The organism is Dehalococcoidales bacterium, from assembly GCA_028716225.1.
GTDB lineage: Bacteria > Chloroflexota > Dehalococcoidia > Dehalococcoidales > UBA5760 > UBA5760.
Window position 1 is genome coordinate 1 of sequence record JAQUQE010000004.1, and the last position, 18,768, is coordinate 18,768.

Genomic DNA, 18,768 nt, shown 5'->3' on the forward strand with positions numbered 1-18,768 from the left:
GAGGTCGTTTATCGAAAGCATAGAGGTTGACGATGGGCAGATAACCTTAAACTATACCTTACCCATGCCCCCGGGTAATTCGAGACAAGAAACACTATCGGTTCTAGGTATCGTACCCATTGGTGGGGAAGGGGGGACTCGAACCCCCACGCCTTGCGGCACATGATCCTAAGTCATGCTCGTCTGCCAGTTCCGACACTCCCCCGGGCACAGGCTGCCCTGTTATTTTAGCATAGCACATACGGCAATAGCATTATCGGAAGGATGAATTCAAGACAGTACTCCCGGACCTTTAGGAGAACATCGAAAAAACACCCCGGATGGGGCAACATTCCCTTTACCGAACAGTAAATCGGGACGAGCTATCGCTATCTATATTATACCGGGCAGGATGAAAACTCTTTCTTGCCCAGGGAGACGAATATGATAGCCAGTATGCCCAGTATTCCCCCTGATGGGAGAGCCAGGATGGACCCGGCCAGCGCCAGGCCCCACTTCCGCCTCTTTAAAGCGTAGATACCGCCGATCAGGGCGATTATCGCGCAGACAAGCAGCACGATCCCTATCGCCATCAGGATAGCTGATGAGATGCCGGCTGCCTCCGCAATCAGCGATTGCAGGTCAGTCACCTCGGGTACCCACATGCCAGCCCATTCGTTCAGCGCATCACTGATTTCAGCACTGAGGCCACCCAGTTGGCCAACGAATCCTCCCACCACAATCGCGGTAATACCCCCGGCAATGCCCATAGCTCCGGAAATTATGTCCAGAACACCCGCTGTTGTCGGCTTCCACGTCTTTTCCATCGAGTCTACCTCCAAAACGATTTCTCGTCCAGATATACTACCACAGGGTCTTCCTTTTAGCCATTACCTTTTATGGAAACGGTTAGCTGCTCCCGACCCGGGAAGGTGCGGTAAATTCATCATTAGCCAGGGCGACAAAGATGAGAGCCAGCGTCCCCAGAACCGGCATACAGGGAATGGCGAAGATAGCACCGATGACCGCCATTATCCAGAGCCTCCGGCGCAGGGCAAATATACCGCCGATCAGCGCCACCACACCCAGGATAATTGAGGGTACGCCAAGCGGCTCAAAGCCGAGAATACCTCCCGTCTCACTGACGAAATCGCCCATCAGCACGACAAGGCCGCCGCCGCCGATGCCGATCATACCGGCGATGATACTGAAGACGCCCGAGGTTATCGGCTTCCATGACTTCATTATGTTGACCATATCCGCCTCCTGAATTCCCCCAAAAAGCGAGATGCTTATTTTCTACCAACAACATTATCACAGAATCGCCATTTTGAATAGTACCGGAGGCGTTGCTTTTGAAGCCAGCTGGCGATGAAATAAGCCATGGCTATCCGATTCAACAGTCGATTGAGGTCAAGAGCCGTTGGAGAAAGACAAAGCTTAATAGAGAGATTAACGAATATGTGAATGGTCGGGGTGAGAGGACTTGAACCTCCGACCTCAGCGTCCCAAACGCTGCGCGCTAGCCGACTGCGCTACACCCCGCTATCGGGAACAAATATAGCAGACCACCTGCTCAGGGTCAAGCGGGCGTGCCGGCCACACAGGCCTTCAGTCCCGGCAGTCCGGGCAGATATCAAACGCCTCCGGAGCGATCCCGGCTGTCTTAGCGATATACTCCAACTGTCTCTCGGGAGCCCAGTACTTGCCGCACTTGCTACACTTCTTCAGCTTGAACTCCATGGTCACGTGAGGCATAGTGATCACCCGAGTATCGCCGACATCCTCGAAACTGATCGCCCGGGTAGGGCATACGAAAGAGCAAGAACCGCACCCGATGCACACCTCGGAGAAGTCGTAGAACGGGGTAGCCATCTGCCGGTCGACCCCACGGTTGACCAGGGTTATCGCCGATACCCCCACCACCTCCTGACACACCCTGGTGCATAAGGCACAGAGAATGCACTTGTGGTTGTCCTCTTCCAGGCTGAAGATCGGCTTATCGACGCCCAGATCATGGGCCATTTCCTGTACCACCTCTGAGTCGGGGCACCTCGCCAGCAGCAACTCGATCACCGTGCGGCGGATGTTATTAACCTCCGGTGTTTCGGTCCTGACGACAAGACCCTCCGCCACCGGATAAAGACAGGAAGCTACCAGCCTCTTCCGCCCCTTCCGGGTCACTTCAACCATACAGAGACGGCAGGCACCGTAAGGGGATACCTCCTCATGGTAACACAGGGTTGGGATGTGGATGCCGTTCTCACTAGCTACTTCAAGTATTGTCTTTTCCTCTTCCGCCCGACATTCCCGTCCGTCAATAGTCAGTTTTACCATCCTCTATCACACCTTCAACTTACTTTTACGGCGCCAAGCTTACAGACATCATAGCAGGCCCCGCACTTGATGCATTTTTCCTGGTCCAAAATAACCGGCTGCTTCTTACCCCCGGAGGTTATCGCCTCCGCCGGGCAGGACTTGATACAGAGCCCGCATCCCGGGCACTTTTCCTTGATAATCTGATAGGTAATCAGCTCCTTACAGACACCAGCGGGACACCTCTTCTCCTTAATATGCGCTTCATACTCGTCCCGGAAATAACGGATGGTACTCAAGACCGGATTGGGCGCCGTCGAACCCAGGGCACAGAGAGCACCATCGGTCAGTGTCGTGGAGAGACGCTCCAGCAGATCAATGTCGCCTTCCTTGCCCCTGCCTTCGCTGATACCATCCAGTATCTCCCGCATCCTCTTTAAACCCTCGCGACAGGGGACACACTTACCACAGGACTCTCCTTCGAGAAAACCGATGAAGTACTTGGCGATATCCACCATGCAGTTGTCCTCATCCATCACAATCATACCGCCGGAGCCCATCATCGAACCGGACTTGGTCAGCTCGTCGAAATCGACCGGCAAATTGATCAAGCTGTCCGGAATAACCCCGCCGGAAGGACCGCCGGTCTGTACCGCCTTGAACTTTTTACCTCCGGGAATGCCGCCGCCGATATCATAAATGATTTCCTTAAGCGTTATTCCCATCGGGACCTCTACCAGACCGGTATTGTTGACCTTACCCACCAGGGAGAAGATCTTGGTACCCTTGCTGTTAGCGGTACCCGTTTTGGTATACCAGTCGGCACCATGATTGATTATCAGGGGGACGTTCGCCCAGGTCTCAACATTGTTAAGCGTGGTTGGTTTTTCCCATAGACCCTTTTCGACGGTATGGATATACTTGGCACGGGGTTCCCCTACCTTGCCCTCCAGCGAAGCCATCAGTGCCGAAGACTCGCCGCAGATAAAAGCACCGCCGCCCCGGTTTATCCTGATGCTGAAGTCAAAGCCGGAGCCGAGGATATTCTTACCGAGCAATCCGTACTCTTCAGCCTGCTTGATGGCTAACCTGACATTCTTCACCGCCAGCGGGTACTCGTGGCGCACATAGACATAGCCCTCATGGCCGCCTATGGCATAGGCCCCGATTAACATTCCTTCCAGGACACTGTGCGGATTACCCTCCAGCAGACTCCTGTCCATATAGGCACCGGGGTCGCCTTCATCGGCGTTGCAGATGATATAGCGAACGCCGTCCGGCGAGGGGGCATTACGGCAGGACTCCCACTTAATACCAGTAGGAAAGCCGCCGCCGCCGCGTCCCCTTAAACCCGACTTCTTTATTTCCTCAATGACTGCCTCGGGCTTAATCCCGGACAGCACTTTACCCAGAGCAGCATAACCGCCTACCGCCAGATAGTCCTCGATTGAGGAAGGGTCGATATAGCCGTTATTACCGAAGACAAGCCGCTTCTGGCCGGCATAGAACGGTACTTCATGCTCGTGGACTATCTTCTTGCCGGTGTTGGGATCGGCGTAGAGCAGCCTGTCGATGACGTTGTTTTTGAGCACCGTCTCCGAGATTATCTCGGCGGCATCGTCGGCGCTTACCCGCTGATAGAAAATATCCCTGGGACGGATAACCACCAGCGGACCCCTTTCACAGAAGCCGTGACAGCCGGTAGTCCTGACATCCACCTTTTCCTCAAGCCCGAGCCGTTTAATCTCATTCTGGAAAGCTGTGGATACCTTTTCACAGCCAAAGGCATGACAACCGGTCCCGCTGCATACCGTAATACAGGGCTTCTTGGCATCCCGTTTGCTGACTATCGATTTTCTTGCCTTTTCTAGTTCCGCAGGAGAGCTTAACCTTTCCAATAGCTACCCCTTTCTCATCAAGAATATTGCTTAATCATATCTTTGACCTTTTCCGTCTTCATCTGACCGTGGTAGTCCCCATCGACGATTACCACCGGTCCCAGAGCACAGGCCCCGACACAGTTGACCGTCTCCAGAGTGAACTCGAGACCATCGGTGGTGCCGCCGGCCTTAACGCCCAGCTCACGCTCTATGGACTCCAGGACCTTGACCGCTCCGCGGACATGGCAGGCGGTACCCAGACAGACATTAATCAGGTGGCGTCCCCTGGGCGTTAAGCGCAGGGCCTTGAAAAAGGTGGCGATACTGTAGAGCTGACTGAACGGGACATCCAGGGTCTTGCTGACATGCTCGAGAGACTCCCTGGGCAGATAATTATACTCTTCCTGAATATCCTGTAGAATAGATACCAGCATACCCTTATCGTGCTGATATTTATCCAGTATTGCCCCTACCTTCTTTGCTATCTGTCCTGCTTCTGCATGCATTCTATCTTCTCCTTGAGCTTGGCATAGTCCTTACTAACCCTGTCCTGAATCTCCTTCACGGTTTCCTCGGACAGATGGCGGAACCTCCCCTGCAGCTTCAGATAGTCCTGGACCGGCCTCAGTTGAGGTACATCTATGGTTAATTTGTAGCGGCCGTTCTCAACCTCGTAGAGGGGGAATACCCCCGTTTCTACCGCCAGACGGCCTACCTTAATGGCTAACTCCGGAGCACACCTCCAGCCGGTAGGGCACACCGACAGAACATGAATATAAGCCGGGCCGGGGGTAAGCGCTCCCTTTCTCACCTTATCCATTAGATCGAAGGGATAACTGGGACAGGCAGTGGCAACATAGGGGATATTATGGGCAGCAGCAATGCCGGGCATATCCTTTTTCCAGGTAACCTGCCCGATGCTCTTTTTACCGGCCGGAGCAGTAGTCGTCGAGGCACCGTAGGGGGTAGCTGAAGACCTCTGTATACCGGTATTCATATAGGCTTCGTTATCAAAGCAGACATAGAGAAAATCTTGCCATCTTTCCAGAGCACCTGAGATTGCCTGAAGTCCGATGTCACTGGTAGCACCATCACCGCCGATAGCCACTACGCTTATCTTCCTATCCGGGCGTCTGCCCTTTCTCACCAAGGCCTTTAAGCCGGAATCTACGCCCGAAGCCACGGCAGCCGCATTCTCAAAGAGGGTATGAATCCAGGGCAAACACCAGGAGGTATGAGGCAGCGGTGTTGCCACCACCTCCATACAGCCGGTGGCGTTAACTACAATAACATCACGGCCCAGCGCCTTGAAGGTCTGCCTTACCGCCAGTGCTTCAGCACAGCCGACACAGGCACGGTGTCCGGGGGCAAAGTTTTCCTTTTTCTTGATTAACTTGGGAACAAAAACAGCGTATTTCTCCATTATTCCCTCACCCCAAACATTTCAAACTCCTGCTCGGCTCCTTCCCTGGCAATCCTAGTCCCCCGCTCGATTATCTCTCTGAACCCTGCTATCGAGACCACTCTGCCTCCCAGACCACCGACAAAACCAACTACCTTGGGCCTCTTGTCCAGGCTATACAGGGCCGATCTGACCTCGGAGCAGACCGGTCCACCGGGCCCGCCGAAGGAAAGCGCCCTATCGAACACGACAAGAACATCGGCATCCTTAACCGCCTGGCGGATTTCAGCAAAGGGGAATGGCCGCCATAGCCTGAGATTCAGCAACCCCACCGCGTGACCATCATCACGCATAGCATCTACCGCACTCATGGCGGTCTCGCTAAAGCTGCCCATAGTCATCAGCAGCACCTTGGCCCCTTCACAACGGTAGCACTGAATCGGGGAGTAGTAGCGCCCGAAGATATCACCGAATTCCTTCCAGGCTTCCAGAATCACCTCTTTAGACGATGTCAGGACTACATCCTGTGCTTTTTTCACCTCGGTGTAGATATCCGGCGGCCCGAAAGCCCCCATCGTTACCGGTTTGTCCGGATCCAAGGGCAGGGGATACTCAAACCGGGGCAAGAACTTGTCAACATCACTCTGCTCTTCAAGATATATCGGCTCAATGACATGGGTCAGTTGAAACCCGTCCAGGTGTATCATGACCGGAAGCAGTGTCCTGCGGTCTTCACCGATACGGAAGGCACAGAGTATGTTATCAAAGGCCTCCTGCCCGTTGGTGACAAAGATCTGAATCCAGCCGGTATCGCGCACGGACATCACATCGGAGTGGTCACCCCAGATGCTTATCGGCGCCGACAGGGCACGATTGGCCACCGCCATAACGACGGGCAATCGCATGCCCGAGGCAACATAGAGCACTTCGTGCATCAATTCCATCCCCTGGCTGGAGGTAGCGGTAAAGGTTCTCGCTCCGACTGCTACTGAGCCGAGACAGGAACTCATTGCCGAGTGTTCCGATTCAACCGGGATATAAGAAGCATCCAGCTCGCCGCTGGCTACCATCTCGGAAAGGTCTTCCACAATATGGGTCTGCGGGGTAATGGGATAGGCCGCGACAACATCAACGTTGGCCAGCTTGGCAGCGATGGCGACAGCCCGTGAGACCTCTATACCTACCCTTTGTGTCATCACTCCTCCTCTACCATATTAATCGCTTTTGTCCAGCACTCCCGGGCACAGATGCCACACCCCTTACAGTAAAACAGGTCAGCCTCAAAGTATCCCTCTTCGTTCGGCTCAATACATCCCTCGGGGCAATAGATGGAGCAAAGGCCGCATTTGATGCAACGCTCGTGCTCATAGGTCGGCCGCTGCGTCCTCCAGTCGCCGGTCTGATACTGGCGGGCACTTCCCGGCTCGGTGATTATTGCGCCAATCTCTATCTGCTGCCAGGTTGGCTTACCTTCTGATTCCGTCAATTGCTCTTCCCCCTTACCGTAGTTCCCTCATACGCTTTCTGCATCGCATTGATGTTCTTATCCGCCAGCCGACCGAAGCGATGCTTCAGCGGCTCTATCAGGGAGTCCAGTTTGGTAACCTCAGCAGCTTTCAGCAAGGCCCCGACCATAGCAGTATTGACAATAGGCACCCCCAGCGTCTCCCGGGCAATCCGGGTCGCGTCAACCGTCGCCAGTGCCCACTTGTAGTGAAACTCTTTTATAATCTCATCCGCTGTCTTCGGGGTATTAATCACCAGTATACCATCAGCCTTAAGACCGGAGCTGACATTAACGACACGCAAAAGATCCGAGGCCAGTACCACCACAACATCAGGCTCATCAATTTCAGCCCTTACCCGTATCGGATTATCACTGTCTATCCTGACAAAGGCCACCACCGGGGCACCCCTTCTCTCCGCACCAAAAGCGGGGAAGGCCTGGGCATACTTACCCTCATTTATCGCCGCCTGTGCCAATAATTCAGCAGATGTAACCGCTCCCTGACCACCCCGACCATGCCATCTAATCTCAACGAGTCCCGCCGTATTCGTCACCTAAAAGCCTCCTAAAAATTGCCATAAAAAACGCCCCTGGAGCGACTCGAACGCTCGCACCCAGCTCCGGAGGCTGGTGCTCTATCCACCTGAGCTACAGGGGCCTGATTCGATCCCCCACTTAGCTTCTAAATCATATCTTACCAAATATTTGGTATCGGATTCAATAACCAAATCAGCCAGCTTACCTAGCATTTATTCTCTACATCAGTATCAATAGAAGGATACAAGACTAAAGCTGAGCAGAGAAAACATACTGCGTCGTTGTCCTCAGCAATCTCCGCACCAGGGCTAACTGCGGCCGATATAGAGCAATCCTTCCTTCCCTTACATCCAGCGGCATATCAAGTATCTTCTGTATTACCTTCTTCTCCACCTCTCCGGGGCAAAGCACCGCCATTTCACTCCGCCCGGCACTTACTTCGATAAGTATCGGCAGCGACAGCATCTTCTGCTCGTCAGCATCTATTAAACCGGCCAGATACTTCAGCTCTTTCCGCTTGAAGAGGTGGATGCTGCCGTCATTACATAGTACGTGAGGGTACTCCTCATCCCACAAATCGGAAAGCAATTTCTGGCTGCCAGGCAGGTGGGCATTCAACACCCTCAGTTCACCCGTTAAGTACTTCTGAAGTATCCTCTCGTAGGGTAACTCGCTATCCATCCGCCTACTTTCGCTCAAGCAGTACCTTCACCCGCTTTAACCTCGACTTCTCCTCTCTATCCCTCTCTTCAAACTTCATGTTAAGGTATTTTATCGTTGCCTGCAGACCGGGGATTATCAAATGCTCCAAAGCGTTCACTATCCTCTTGGTCCGGTTAATCTCCATACCCAGCTGAGCCATGCCTCTCTGCAGCTCGGCCAGCTCGACGACAGCCTCCAGGCACTTTTCCGACAGCTCGGCAGTCCGGTCCAGCCAGGAAGAGGTGTCAATCATACTGTAGCCCCTGAGCGTCTGCTTATCCTTCTTCAGCTCAAAAGCGGGGATTTTCACCCCGCCGATATTTCTCAAGCCGGCAACAACCTCAAGGCCGCCCTCGCTGGCAGTGAGTTCCTTCTCCAGAGCAATATAACCGTGATAACCGGCAGCCAGCGACAGGGCCTTATACATCGCAGAGAAATCATCAAGCAGACCCTTCTTCACCTCTACTGTCTGTCCGGCTATCTGCAGGAATTCCATAACCAGTATCGATACCCTGTCCTTGATGAGCTTCTGGATTCTGGAAGCAAGGGTAAGCCGCCGCCTTAGCTTAATCAGCTCAATCTTGGTCGGTCTGGTTACTTTAATAAGCTGTGACATTTTCTATCTCTAATACCTCTACCGATCAGCCAGGAATATATTGCCCGGCTGAACCGATGCTGTCCCGATACTGCTAAGCCCCTCCGGCATACTTGGGAAGGTATTTCTTAATCAGATCCTCACCAATCAGCTTCAGGTCCTCTTCAGGCAGGGCCGAGAATATCGACCAGCCTATATCCAGGGTATCCTCAACCTTTCTTTTAGTGCCCTCTCCCTGAGAGATAAACTCCCGCTCGAACCGGTCGGCAACGTTCAGGTATAACCTGTCTCTCTCCCCCAGTGCTTCGGCTCCGATGATGGTCGATATCTCTCTTAAGTTACACCCTTCGGCATAAGCGGCATAGAGCTGCATAAAGACGTTATTATGGTCTTCTCTGGTCTTACCAGCCCCGATACCCTCCTTCATCATCCGTGACAGGGAGAGGAAAACATCAATCGGCGGGTATATCCCCTTTCTTTCCAAATCACGGGAAAGGACGATCTGCCCTTCCGTAATATAGCCGGTCAGATCAGGAATAGGGTGGGTGATATCATCGTCAGGCATAGTCAGGATGGGCATTACGGTCACCGACCCTTCCTTGCCTGTAATCCGGCCCGCTCTCTCATACATCGTAGCCAGGTCGGTATACATATACCCGGGATAGCCTCTCCTCGAAGGTATCTCCTCACGCATCGCGGAGAGCTCGCGCAGTGCTTCGCAGTAGTTGGTGATGTCGGTAATAATAACCAGCACATGCATCCCCTCCTGCCAGGCCAGGTACTCAGCGGCGGTCAGGGCCAAGCGCGGGGTTGATATCCGCTCAATAACCGGGTCAGAAGCGGTGTTGATGAAGGCCACTGTTTTCTCCCGGGCACCGGTCTGCTCCAGATTCTGCATAAAAAAGTCGGCATCATCATAGCTGATGCCGATGGCACCAAAAACAATGGCAAACTGCTCTTCCGTCTTCTTAACCGAAGCCTGCCTGATCAGCTGCGCCACAATCCGGTTGTGGGGCAGTCCGGAGCCACTGAATATCGGCAACTTCTGCCCCCTGACCAGAGCATTGAGGCCATCTATCGCCGAGATACCGGTCTCAATAAATTCGGCGGGAGGCTCACGACCGGCCGGATTGACCAGCCCGCCGTTGACATCGAGATAGTCCCGGGGAATTATCGCTGACCCGCCGTCTATCGGGTTTCCCGAACCGTCGAATATTCTACCCAGAATATCTCTAGCTACCGGCAGCTTCAGGGTCTCTCCTTTACACCTCACCCGGCTGGCCACCAGATCCACTTCACTGACACCGCCGAAGACCTGAATAATGGTCGCTTCTTTACTGATATCTATCGCCTGACCGCGTCTTATCTCACCATTGGCAAGCCTCACATCGACCATCTCATTGAACTGCACACCCGGAATACTCTCCGCAATCAGCAGCGACCCCTTGGTACGGCTGATTGCCTTTGTCTCTTTTACATACAGTGAGTCCAGTGTCATGCCACTCCTCCTCTCTGGGGTACTAAGCTCGTCTCCATCTCCGCCCACAACTCCTTAATCTTCTCTTCAGCCTCATCATTGGGGATATTCTTCATCCGGGATATCCTGGGGATTATCGGTGAGGTGCGGATTTCGGCAGTAGTTACTCCTGATTCCAGCATCTGCTGGGCCAGTTCGTAAAACCTGTTTATCGTCTGCAGCATCAACTGCGCCTTGAGCGGTACGCAGTAGGTATCGACTTCGTTATAGGCACTCTGCATCAGGAAGTCTTCCCGTATCATTCTGGTAACCATCAGTACCAGCTTATCACTCTCCGGCAGCGCTTCGGGACCAACCAGCCGGACAATCTCCTCAAGCTCGGCCTCCTGCTGCAAAAGCTTCAAGGCAATAGCCCGGGTAGTCTCCCACTGCGGGCTGATCTCGGACCACCAGTCTTTCACCCAGTCAACATAGAGGCTGTAGCTGGTCAGCCAGTTTATCGCCGGGAAATGCCTCTTGTTAGCCAGCGCGGTATCCAGGGCAAAGAAGGCATCCACAATTCTAAGCGTGTTCTGGGTTACCGGTTCGCTGAAGTCAGCCCCCGGCGGACTGACCGCCCCGGTTACGGTCACCGAACCGTTCCTATCCGGCCCCCCCAGACACTCCACCAGGCCGGACCGCTCGTAGAATGAAGCAAGTCGCGAGCCCAGATAGGCCGGGAATCCCTCTTCACCGGGTATCTCCTCAAGCCGTCCTCCGATTTCCCTCATCGCCTCCGCCCACCGCGATGTCGAATCGCAGACCAGCAGCACATCATAGCCCATATCCCGGAAGTACTCCGCCATAGTAATGCCGACAAAGATACTCGCCTCACGGGCTACCACCGGCATGTTGGATGTATTGGCGATAAATATCTCCTTCTCCTGCAGTAGCCTGCCCGTCTTCGGGTCCTTAAGTCTTCGGAAGCTGTGCAGCACGTCAGCCATCTCGTTGCCGCGCTCGCCGCAACCGACGTAGATATTGATCTGCGTCTGAGCCCAGCGGGCAAGCTGCTGTAGGGCAACCGTCTTTCCGGTGCCAAAGCCACCGGGTATCGCCGCCTTGCCACCGAGCGCCAGCGGGAACATGTAGTCGAGAATCCTCATACCGGTAATGAGCAGCTTGGAGGCAGCGAACCTCCGCCGGTAGGGGCGAGGCTTCCTCACCGGCCATTTCTGCATCATAATAATCTCTTTCTCGCCGCCGCCATCCTCTTCAAGCAACGCTACCGGCTCGATGACAGTGTAATCGCCTTCAGCTATCTTCTTGATGACACCCTTCATTCCTACCGGGACCATTATCCTGTGCTCGACAAGATGGGTCTCGGGAACGGTACCAATAATATCGCCTTCGCCGACGGCATCACCTACCTTGACCGTAGGGGTAAAGTGCCACTTCTTATCACGCGGCAGGGCAAACGCCTTGGCGCCACGCTCGATAAACGAGTTGTTCTCCAGCAGTACGGTCAGTGACTTCTGCAGTCCGTCATAGATAGACCCCAGAAGTCCGGGCCCCAGTTCGGCGGTCAGAATAGTCCCCGTCCCCTTAACTTCCTCACCAACCTTGAGACCCTGGGTATCCTCATGTACCTGGATTATTGCCTTATCCTCATCCAGTCCGATGACCTCCCCGACCAGCCTATCACTGCCTATTTCAACAATCTCATAAACCTGGGCCCCCTTCATATCCTCACCGATGACCAGAGGCCCGGAGATGCGCCATACTTTACCCATATCTTACCTCCTCCATAAAACACGCCTAGATTTCTATATCGAAGCCGATAAATTTCCTGATATAAGCCTTGTAATACCGGGAGACGTCCTCATAACGCGTACCGTATCTCGAGGGAACCTCGATGACCACCGGCGGCGAAACCCTCTTTTCCTGAATGCGGGCCAGCAGGTCGTCAACATGTCTGGCGTAGTCTTCCAGTATCACTATTATGGCAACACCGGGTTCAGCCAGCTCTGCACCGACGGCCTTCCTGACCTCCTCGGCATTAGTCCCGTCCTCTATCACGTGATACCTGCTTACCCCAGCCAGTCTCAGCCCGTTGACCAGGTCTTCGTCCCCGATTACAACTATGCCCAGGTGCTTTACGTCTACCACTATCAGAACACCAGATACTCTTTTATTTCATCCGTAGATATACCGTCGAAAGCCGCCTTCATTATCAGCCTCAGGTTCCTTATTTCCACCTCTGCGACAGTTAAATACCAGGCAATCACCAGAGGACTCATCACCCGTGGCGACAGCATCTCCTTCAGCAGCTGGAACCTGTGCCTGTCAATAATCTCCTCAACGGCGGTGATGCTTTTGCTCCGGTTATAGCCGGCTACTACTTCGTCCGCAATAACACGGTATGGGGTACCCCCTAAGGCATTGGGAATATCAGCCAGCTTGCCGGATAGCAGTCCCGCAACCGCCTGGCTAGAGAGCAGATACCCTCCGGTGATGATGCAGCCGGAGACCGCCGCCCCTATTTCCTCAATGACAGCGCGGCTGACAATCTTAAGGTTGATCAAATCGACGCTAAGCCCGAAGGTCTTAGCCAGAATGAAACCGTCTTCTACATCTTTGGCCGTATCCAGGAGGTTCTTGTAATACTCCCCATCCAGTCCCGCTTCCATCTGTAGCTTAAGTCCCGTCTCATTCCCTGTGTCGTACTCCCTGATGACAGAGGCATAGGTCCCCAGTCCACATTCGACCAGCAGCCGGATAACGGCGTCAACACTAGCGGCACGGGCAAGCTCATCAAGCAGCCCGCGCATATGAATAACCCCCACCGGTATCAGGTTGGCCTGCTTACCAGTCGGGATGCTCTGCAGGACAGCCTTGATGTTGATAATATCGTACCTTACTTTGTAGGCATTCAGTACCTTACACATATCATCCGGCATAAGCCTGAGAGCTTCCAACCGTTCCAGACACCGGCCAAAATACTGCCATAAGCAGCGGTCGGAGTCATCGAAAGTCTTGACCGATGCCGTCTCAAGGTACCCGCCGACCTCGGTATCCCGGATAGCCTCCATCACATCAGGTACGGCAGCATTCCGGGACAGCCGATTGATGTGATCAGGAGTCACCATCCTGGCCTCAGCTCCTTTCAGGTAAGCCGACATAAAAGCATATTCCGCGTTGGACACAATTAACTCCGATTAATCCGGAAAGAGATCCCTGCCTATTTCCGGCAGCAACCTTGGCAGTAGCATCTCCAGCCTGGTTTCGTAGGTATCGTCTATCCGGATTTTGCCGTCAACATCCTCGACGATGACCCCGCCACTGCAGTCATACTCCTTGACCTCAACTATCCTGGCAGCCAGTTCCTTATCACGGGCAAGGAGCTTTTTTACCCCGCCGATATCTTTAGGGGAAAGATAGACCCTGCCTTTAGCGGTGCCAAGAGGAGCAGCGGCCTCTTTGAGCAGGCCCGCCAGCGAACCTTCGTCCCTCGAGCCTGTGGCAAGCTGCTTTCTTACTCTATCAATTATCTCATCGATTACATCGGACTTGGCCCGGGACAGCTCCTGACGGGCTTTCACGGTAGCCTGAGCCTCGATCCGGGTAGCTTCCTCACCGGCCTGCCGGAGAATCCTGCTCTTCTCCTCCTCCAACCTGACCAGCTGCTGCTTCTTGGCCTGCTCGATCTCCTGACTGGCCTTAGCCTCGGCTTCCGCTACAATACCATCAGCCTCGGTCTTTACTTTATCCAGGATGGCTTCGCCTATTTTATCCATTCCTGTCATCTAAGATACTCCTACATAAGTCCTAACATGCTCATCAGCATGATAGTGAAGACCAAACCGAGAACACCGAGCAGCTCAACAAACACAGCCAGCATCATGGAATTGGTTAATATCTGCCCTCTGGTCTTGGGCAGGAGAGAGATACCCGACGCACACACGGCACCCTGATACGCTGCCGAGAAAAACTCGGCCAGGGCAGCCATAATACCAAGGCCGAGCACGGCAAAGCCGCCTCCGCCGGTCGCGGGCAGCTTATCAACGACATTGGAGGTAATCAGTATCATTATAATGAGTCCGTAGAAGGCCTGTGTCATCGGTAAGGATGCCAGAACGATGACATTCCTGAGTTGTCCTCTATCCTCAGAGAGAACAGCCACACCGGCGGAGGCTGCCTTGGCTATCCCGACCGAGGCACCGGCCAGACCACCGCCCAGGGCCAGGGCACCACCGAGAGTAGCTAGAGATGATGGGTCAATTAACATTTTCGCACTTCCTTTCTAAGATTTTGCTCCCACCAATACGGGTGGCCGCTTAATCAACTTAAATGGACTATATATCCTGCCCCCTCCTTCATAGAACTTAAACAAGAACTCGACAAAACACAGCCGGAGTGAATGGATAAATCCGGTCAGGACACTGAGCAACAGGTTGACAGTGTGTCCTATAACCAGAATTAGAATACTTAGAGCACCACCGGCGATGACACCGACCATACCCGAGAAAGGCAACAGGTCGCCGAATAGGGGCCCCAGCATATTGAATACTGTAGCCAGATAGTAAGTAGCCAGGCCCACACCGGCGATTCTGGCATAGGACATAATATCACCCAGGATGCCGGTGATATCAAAAAGCCAGAGTATCGCCCCGAGGCCACCCTTCTCGATAAAATTGCCGGCGACTATCATGCCTATCCCGGCGATAGCAAAGTACAGGGAGACATCATAGACCTGAGGCGAGAACTGAGGCATCCTGATAATAAGGCCGAGCACGGAGGGAATATCCACATTCATTACGGCGCGTATGATATAGAGTGCGCCGAACTGAAGTGAAAAGAGCCCCACCTTGGCAACTATGGCACCCCGGTTTCTCTCCTTGACCATCTTGATGAGAGCCAGTACATTGCCGATATTGACATGGATGAAACCGATAAAAAGCGCCAGTATGACAAAGATTAGCGGATTTTGCAGTAGCCGCTGGACCCCGGTAACCAGACCGGGATCCCCGAGTCCAAACATGGTGTGGATATTACCCAGATAGCTGCCGCTAAGCAGGCCCAGGGCAAGGCCAACTCCGCCGCAGATATACAGAACTCTCTGCAGCAGCATCACCGCCTCGGACCTGGTTCCGCCGAGGAATTTGACAACCAGAAACCGGCTAATCAGAATCATCCCTGCCGCATAGACCACATCGGCTGTCATCAATCCATAGAAAATAGCAAAGGAGTAGGCGACAATGGGCGTCGGGTCCCATTCCCTGTATTTGGGAATAGCAAACAGGTTGACCACGACCTGGAATGGTCTCAGCGGAGTCGGGTTCTTCATCTTGGTGGGCGGTTCTTCCGAGTCCTCCGGCTCCCTGGTATCAACGAAGATATACTCTATACTATCCTTAAGCTGAAAGACCAGCGTCTCAGCGCTGTTTGCCGGTATCCACCCTTCCACCGAGGTGACATACTTCGCTTCACAGGCCCGGCTTAAGACCGATAGCCGCTGTCTTTCTGCCGCCAGCGCCCCTTTAAAGAGGGCAAGCGTCTTTACGTCCTGCCTGGCCTTATTCTGGAGTTCCTGATAGGTTGCGGACAGGCTTTCCTCGAGCTTTTGCAGCCTGGTCTCAGTATTGTTAAGAAACCCGCCCAGGCTTTGATTGCCGTCCGGTATCAACAGGGCCCTACCTCCGGCACCGCTAATCAGAGATTCGATGGCATCCCGGTTCTCCACCTTAGCAATAAGGTAAAGAACGGCCTCGTCTTCCACAGCGGCAACAGAGCTTTCAAAAAGATAACCCTGAATCTCATCGCGTAAAGCCTGGTATGCTTCGGCAGGCAGCACAAAGACCCGGGAAAAAAGGTAGTCTCCGGAGAATTCCAGGTCCTTCAGCTTAAGATCGTAGAATTGAGTGAGTAGCCCTAGATGTCTTTTCTGCTCGGTCAATTCCCGAATCTCGTTATCGGTCTTGACCGCCTTATCGTACAGTCCGGCGAAGCGGGTGTACAATGACCGTACTTCCCGGCTGAGTTCGGGAAATGGGCGGGTGTATACCACCTCGACGTCTTCTTCAGGCAAGACCTCCTCTTTCCCGGTGAGGTAGCCCAGCATGTTGTTCACAAAGGTCGCCAGTTCAGTGACTTCCTTTCGCTGGCTCTCGATAGCCGCCCTGTCTACCGGCTTTAGCTCTTTAGCCTCCTCAACGTGAAGGACCCCGACTTTATGCAGGGTCTTTAGGGTCTGCTCGGAGTAATCCTTAAGGGTAACGACTCTCACCTTAACCATCGATTCAGGAGAATTGACGATTATCGGTGGAGTCATCTCGAACCGGCTCCGCTGACGATATTCACGATACGGCCGGCAATCTCTGTCATCTTCTTACCGGAACCGGCTCTAATCTCAGAGGCATCTTTCTTTGATTGCTCGATCTCCCGGGCCGCCTTTTCCCTGGCACCATCCAGAGTCTGCTCACACTCCCTCTTCACCTCATCCAGGGATACTTCGGAGGCAAGAATAACCCGGGCTTCCTCCTTAGCTTTGAGAATAATTTCACTGGCACGACGCTGAGCTTCCTTAAGAGTTTTTTCCGCTTCAGCCTCAATCATTTCAACGCTAGTCGTTATTTCCTCAGCAGGCATAGCACACCTCTTTCCAGAGAACTTTCGGGTTGACTGACACAGGGAGAGGACTTACCGTTTACCGGCGTATATCTTGAGTCGTCACTGCCTCCAACCCACGCTGTTCTACATTGATTAATCAAAACACGAAACCAACCTGCGATGTCATAGGAAGAGGAAGAGCCCTGATCCCGGCGGAGGCTCTCCCCGTATGGAAATAATCGCTCAACAACCAGTTTGTGATTATAACATAACTTTTTCCAGTGGTAAACCCCTACCCCACCCCCATGCCGGAGATAAAGATGCGGTAGATACCGAAAATATAGAGCCCAACCAGGGCAACGGAATACCAGCTGACCAGGGAAAATGTTTTGCGCTGTTGCCGAAAGCGGATCCCGATGATAACCAGCAGGCTCATCACAATTACCAGCAACGCTGTGACCAGGTGAGCGCCCAGCACCGAGGAGAGGACCGGACCTCTCCGGTAGGCGAGGTCAACCGGGGTGATAAGGGCAAGGTTAAACATATTGCTGCCCAGCACGTCTGCCACTGCCATATCCACCGCCCCCAAACGCAGGGCAGCCAGAGTAACCACCAGTTCGGGCATCGAGGTGGTAATCGCCAGAAACAGGCTGCCGACAAAGCTGGTATGAAGACTGTAGGTAGTGGAAATCTCTTCGCCGACAAAGGACAACCATATCCCGGCACCGATAATAGCAGCCGCCGACAGGGCAAACCTGAGATAGACCGTCTTTTTGGACAGATCATCATATTGAGCGGGCATTACCTGAGCTGACGCTGCCCGGTTATTACGTTCGGAACGGAATACCCACCATATCCCGACCAGATAAAGGAGAAGAGGCAATATCCCGGTCAGGTTGATCCAACCCAGCGTCACACCCGAGAAAAACCTTCCCGCACCTATTCCTGCGGCAACGACAGCGGCGATCATGATGCCGCTGGCTGCCGATGCAATGTGACTTGGGCTGACCCGGCTCAGGATCGGCATGGGCCGATAGATAGTATCCATTACGGCTATCAACGCCAGATTAAAAATGCAGCTGCCCAGGAGGGTCCCCACCGCTAAATCGGGCAGTTTGACCAGGGCAACCGCACTGACTCCGGTAACCAATTCCGGCATAGAGGTAATCGCCGCCAGAAGCAGCAGGCCTATCCATATCCGTCCTACGCCTGTCTTCTCACTGATGGCGTCTCCGTATCGCGCCAGTCTTGTTCCTGAGAAGAGAATGATAGCAATGCAGGCAGCAAACTTTAACCAGACCACAACCTGTTACTCCCGGAAAATGGCCGTATCCTGGTCAGCATACAATATCAGCGGCAAGTTCGTAAAGCAGCATATCAAGCAGAATAGCGGGCCGGGAGCTGTATCAGCTTGCCCTGAGACGAGGTTTTAGGATAGAATCTGAAGTTGGGAGAGGTGTCCGAGTGGTTTATGGTGCCGCTCTCGAAAAGCGGTCTCCGCGTTCAGTGGAGCGTGGGTTCGAATCCCACCCTCTCCGCCGGATACTGTATAATTAACAAACAGGTCACTATACTGAGGAGAGATGCTGGAGTGGTCTATCAGGCGCGCCTGGAGAGCGCGTGTAGCCTTTGGCTACCGTGGGTTCGAATCCCACTCTCTCCGCCACTGCTTTTGGCGTAAAGCCGGTTAATCTTATAGCGAAGACGGCGCCGGACCTGCCATCTGCACCATCTCCGAAACCATAGTTATTACTTCGTTAACCTGGCTACCCGGCTCTGTCTTTT

General features: G+C 53.6%; 21 protein-coding genes and 5 tRNA genes. 3 read left to right on the plus strand and 23 right to left on the minus strand.

Features of this window, described 5'->3' with window-relative positions; all coding sequences use genetic code 11:
- Positions 1–120: 120 nt before the first annotated feature.
- The 3 genes from PHI12_03555 to PHI12_03565 all read right to left on the minus strand — a co-directional run bounded on the left by PHI12_03555 (position 121) and on the right by PHI12_03565 (position 1,236).
- A tRNA-Leu gene (locus PHI12_03555) sits at positions 121–205 on the minus strand.
- Between the two features lie 172 nt (positions 206–377).
- The gene (locus tag PHI12_03560) at positions 378–806 is read right to left on the minus strand and encodes a hypothetical protein (GenBank protein ID MDD5509877.1); all 429 of its coding nucleotides are present in this window, start codon (positions 804–806) and stop codon (positions 378–380) included.
- An 82-nt stretch (positions 807–888) separates the two neighbouring features.
- Complete coding sequence (locus tag PHI12_03565; GenBank protein ID MDD5509878.1) at positions 889–1,236, minus strand: hypothetical protein; 348 nt, start codon at positions 1,234–1,236, stop codon at positions 889–891.
- A gap of 98 nt (positions 1,237–1,334) precedes the next feature.
- Between PHI12_03565 and PHI12_03570 the strand changes: the two genes are divergently transcribed.
- Complete coding sequence (locus PHI12_03570; GenBank protein MDD5509879.1) at positions 1,335–1,469, plus strand: hypothetical protein; 135 nt, start codon at positions 1,335–1,337, stop codon at positions 1,467–1,469.
- Here PHI12_03570 and PHI12_03575 read toward each other — a convergent pair.
- The 20 genes from PHI12_03575 to PHI12_03670 form a co-directional block, all read right to left on the minus strand.
- Positions 1,448–1,524 (minus strand) — tRNA-Pro (locus PHI12_03575). The two genes, PHI12_03570 and PHI12_03575, sit on opposite strands and share 22 nt — an antisense overlap.
- Before the next feature lie 66 nt (positions 1,525–1,590).
- A complete protein-coding gene (locus PHI12_03580; protein MDD5509880.1) occupies positions 1,591–2,316 on the minus strand; it encodes a 2Fe-2S iron-sulfur cluster-binding protein in 726 nt (241 codons plus the stop codon).
- 14 nt (positions 2,317–2,330) lie between these two features.
- Positions 2,331–4,193 (minus strand): NADH-ubiquinone oxidoreductase-F iron-sulfur binding region domain-containing protein, encoded by a 1,863-nt coding sequence (locus PHI12_03585; GenBank protein MDD5509881.1) that lies wholly within the window; start codon positions 4,191–4,193, stop codon positions 2,331–2,333.
- 17 nt (positions 4,194–4,210) lie between these two features.
- The gene (locus tag PHI12_03590; protein MDD5509882.1) at positions 4,211–4,681 is read right to left on the minus strand and encodes an NAD(P)H-dependent oxidoreductase subunit E; all 471 of its coding nucleotides are present in this window, start codon (positions 4,679–4,681) and stop codon (positions 4,211–4,213) included.
- Positions 4,657–5,598: a pyruvate synthase subunit PorB gene (porB, locus tag PHI12_03595; GenBank protein MDD5509883.1), complete on the minus strand. Its 942-nt coding sequence runs from the start codon at positions 5,596–5,598 to the stop codon at positions 4,657–4,659. The genes PHI12_03590 and porB overlap by 25 nt, the downstream gene beginning before the upstream one ends.
- Positions 5,598–6,773, minus strand: coding sequence for a transketolase C-terminal domain-containing protein (locus PHI12_03600; GenBank protein ID MDD5509884.1), 1,176 nt, complete (start codon positions 6,771–6,773; stop codon positions 5,598–5,600). The genes porB and PHI12_03600 overlap by 1 nt, the downstream gene beginning before the upstream one ends.
- Positions 6,773–7,063, minus strand: coding sequence for a 4Fe-4S binding protein (locus PHI12_03605; protein MDD5509885.1), 291 nt, complete (start codon positions 7,061–7,063; stop codon positions 6,773–6,775). Before PHI12_03605 ends, PHI12_03600 begins: the two co-directional genes overlap by 1 nt.
- The gene (locus tag PHI12_03610) at positions 7,060–7,638 is read right to left on the minus strand and encodes a 2-oxoacid:acceptor oxidoreductase family protein (GenBank protein MDD5509886.1); all 579 of its coding nucleotides are present in this window, start codon (positions 7,636–7,638) and stop codon (positions 7,060–7,062) included. The genes PHI12_03605 and PHI12_03610 overlap by 4 nt, the downstream gene beginning before the upstream one ends.
- A gap of 31 nt (positions 7,639–7,669) precedes the next feature.
- Positions 7,670–7,742, minus strand: a tRNA-Arg gene (locus PHI12_03615).
- Between the two features lie 128 nt (positions 7,743–7,870).
- Positions 7,871–8,320 carry a DUF61 family protein gene (locus tag PHI12_03620; protein MDD5509887.1) on the minus strand — a complete coding sequence of 150 codons (450 nt, stop codon included), beginning with the start codon at positions 8,318–8,320 and terminating at the stop codon, positions 7,871–7,873.
- A complete protein-coding gene (locus PHI12_03625) occupies positions 8,307–8,939 on the minus strand; it encodes a V-type ATP synthase subunit D (protein MDD5509888.1) in 633 nt (210 codons plus the stop codon). The genes PHI12_03620 and PHI12_03625 overlap by 14 nt, the downstream gene beginning before the upstream one ends.
- 73 nt (positions 8,940–9,012) lie before the next feature.
- Complete coding sequence (locus PHI12_03630) at positions 9,013–10,416, minus strand: V-type ATP synthase subunit B (protein ID MDD5509889.1); 1,404 nt, start codon at positions 10,414–10,416, stop codon at positions 9,013–9,015.
- Entirely contained in the window at positions 10,413–12,167 is a 1,755-nt protein-coding gene (locus tag PHI12_03635) for a V-type ATP synthase subunit A (GenBank protein ID MDD5509890.1), read from the minus strand. Before PHI12_03635 ends, PHI12_03630 begins: the two co-directional genes overlap by 4 nt.
- A gap of 25 nt (positions 12,168–12,192) precedes the next feature.
- Positions 12,193–12,543, minus strand: coding sequence for a V-type ATP synthase subunit F (locus tag PHI12_03640; GenBank protein MDD5509891.1), 351 nt, complete (start codon positions 12,541–12,543; stop codon positions 12,193–12,195).
- Between the two features lie 2 nt (positions 12,544–12,545).
- Entirely contained in the window at positions 12,546–13,580 is a 1,035-nt protein-coding gene (locus PHI12_03645; protein MDD5509892.1) for a V-type ATPase subunit, read from the minus strand.
- A 12-nt stretch (positions 13,581–13,592) separates the two neighbouring features.
- Entirely contained in the window at positions 13,593–14,180 is a 588-nt protein-coding gene (locus tag PHI12_03650) for a V-type ATP synthase subunit E family protein (GenBank protein ID MDD5509893.1), read from the minus strand.
- Positions 14,181–14,191: 11 nt separating this feature from the next.
- Positions 14,192–14,662, minus strand: coding sequence for a hypothetical protein (locus tag PHI12_03655; protein MDD5509894.1), 471 nt, complete (start codon positions 14,660–14,662; stop codon positions 14,192–14,194).
- A gap of 15 nt (positions 14,663–14,677) precedes the next feature.
- Positions 14,678–16,705, minus strand: coding sequence for a V-type ATPase 116kDa subunit family protein (locus PHI12_03660; GenBank protein ID MDD5509895.1), 2,028 nt, complete (start codon positions 16,703–16,705; stop codon positions 14,678–14,680).
- Complete coding sequence (locus PHI12_03665) at positions 16,702–17,022, minus strand: hypothetical protein (protein ID MDD5509896.1); 321 nt, start codon at positions 17,020–17,022, stop codon at positions 16,702–16,704. Before PHI12_03665 ends, PHI12_03660 begins: the two co-directional genes overlap by 4 nt.
- A gap of 253 nt (positions 17,023–17,275) precedes the next feature.
- The gene (locus tag PHI12_03670) at positions 17,276–18,286 is read right to left on the minus strand and encodes a hypothetical protein (GenBank protein MDD5509897.1); all 1,011 of its coding nucleotides are present in this window, start codon (positions 18,284–18,286) and stop codon (positions 17,276–17,278) included.
- A 147-nt stretch (positions 18,287–18,433) separates the two neighbouring features.
- On the opposite strand from PHI12_03670, the gene PHI12_03675 reads away from it, so the two are divergent.
- Together PHI12_03675 and PHI12_03680 are read left to right on the plus strand one after the other, a co-directional pair.
- A tRNA-Ser gene (locus tag PHI12_03675) sits at positions 18,434–18,521 on the plus strand.
- Positions 18,522–18,560: 39 nt separating this feature from the next.
- Positions 18,561–18,649 (plus strand) — tRNA-Ser (locus tag PHI12_03680).
- The last annotated feature ends 119 nt before the right edge of the window (positions 18,650–18,768 follow it).

Coding starts and splice junctions, on each gene's coding strand:
- PHI12_03560 (MDD5509877.1), bottom strand. CDS start 806: ATGGAAAAGACGTGGAAGCCGACAACAGCGGGTGTTCTGGACATAATT.
- PHI12_03565 (MDD5509878.1), bottom strand. CDS start 1,236: ATGGTCAACATAATGAAGTCATGGAAGCCGATAACCTCGGGCGTCTTC.
- PHI12_03580 (MDD5509880.1), bottom strand. CDS start 2,316: ATGGTAAAACTGACTATTGACGGACGGGAATGTCGGGCGGAAGAGGAA.
- PHI12_03590 (MDD5509882.1), bottom strand. CDS start 4,681: ATGCATGCAGAAGCAGGACAGATAGCAAAGAAGGTAGGGGCAATACTG.
- porB (MDD5509883.1), bottom strand. CDS start 5,598: ATGGAGAAATACGCTGTTTTTGTTCCCAAGTTAATCAAGAAAAAGGAA.
- PHI12_03600 (MDD5509884.1), bottom strand. CDS start 6,773: ATGACACAAAGGGTAGGTATAGAGGTCTCACGGGCTGTCGCCATCGCT.
- PHI12_03625 (MDD5509888.1), bottom strand. CDS start 8,939: ATGTCACAGCTTATTAAAGTAACCAGACCGACCAAGATTGAGCTGATT.
- PHI12_03630 (MDD5509889.1), bottom strand. CDS start 10,416: ATGACACTGGACTCACTGTATGTAAAAGAGACAAAGGCAATCAGCCGT.
- PHI12_03635 (MDD5509890.1), bottom strand. CDS start 12,167: ATGGGTAAAGTATGGCGCATCTCCGGGCCTCTGGTCATCGGTGAGGAT.
- PHI12_03650 (MDD5509893.1), bottom strand. CDS start 14,180: ATGACAGGAATGGATAAAATAGGCGAAGCCATCCTGGATAAAGTAAAG.
- PHI12_03655 (MDD5509894.1), bottom strand. CDS start 14,662: ATGTTAATTGACCCATCATCTCTAGCTACTCTCGGTGGTGCCCTGGCC.
- PHI12_03660 (MDD5509895.1), bottom strand. CDS start 16,705: ATGACTCCACCGATAATCGTCAATTCTCCTGAATCGATGGTTAAGGTG.
- PHI12_03665 (MDD5509896.1), bottom strand. CDS start 17,022: ATGCCTGCTGAGGAAATAACGACTAGCGTTGAAATGATTGAGGCTGAA.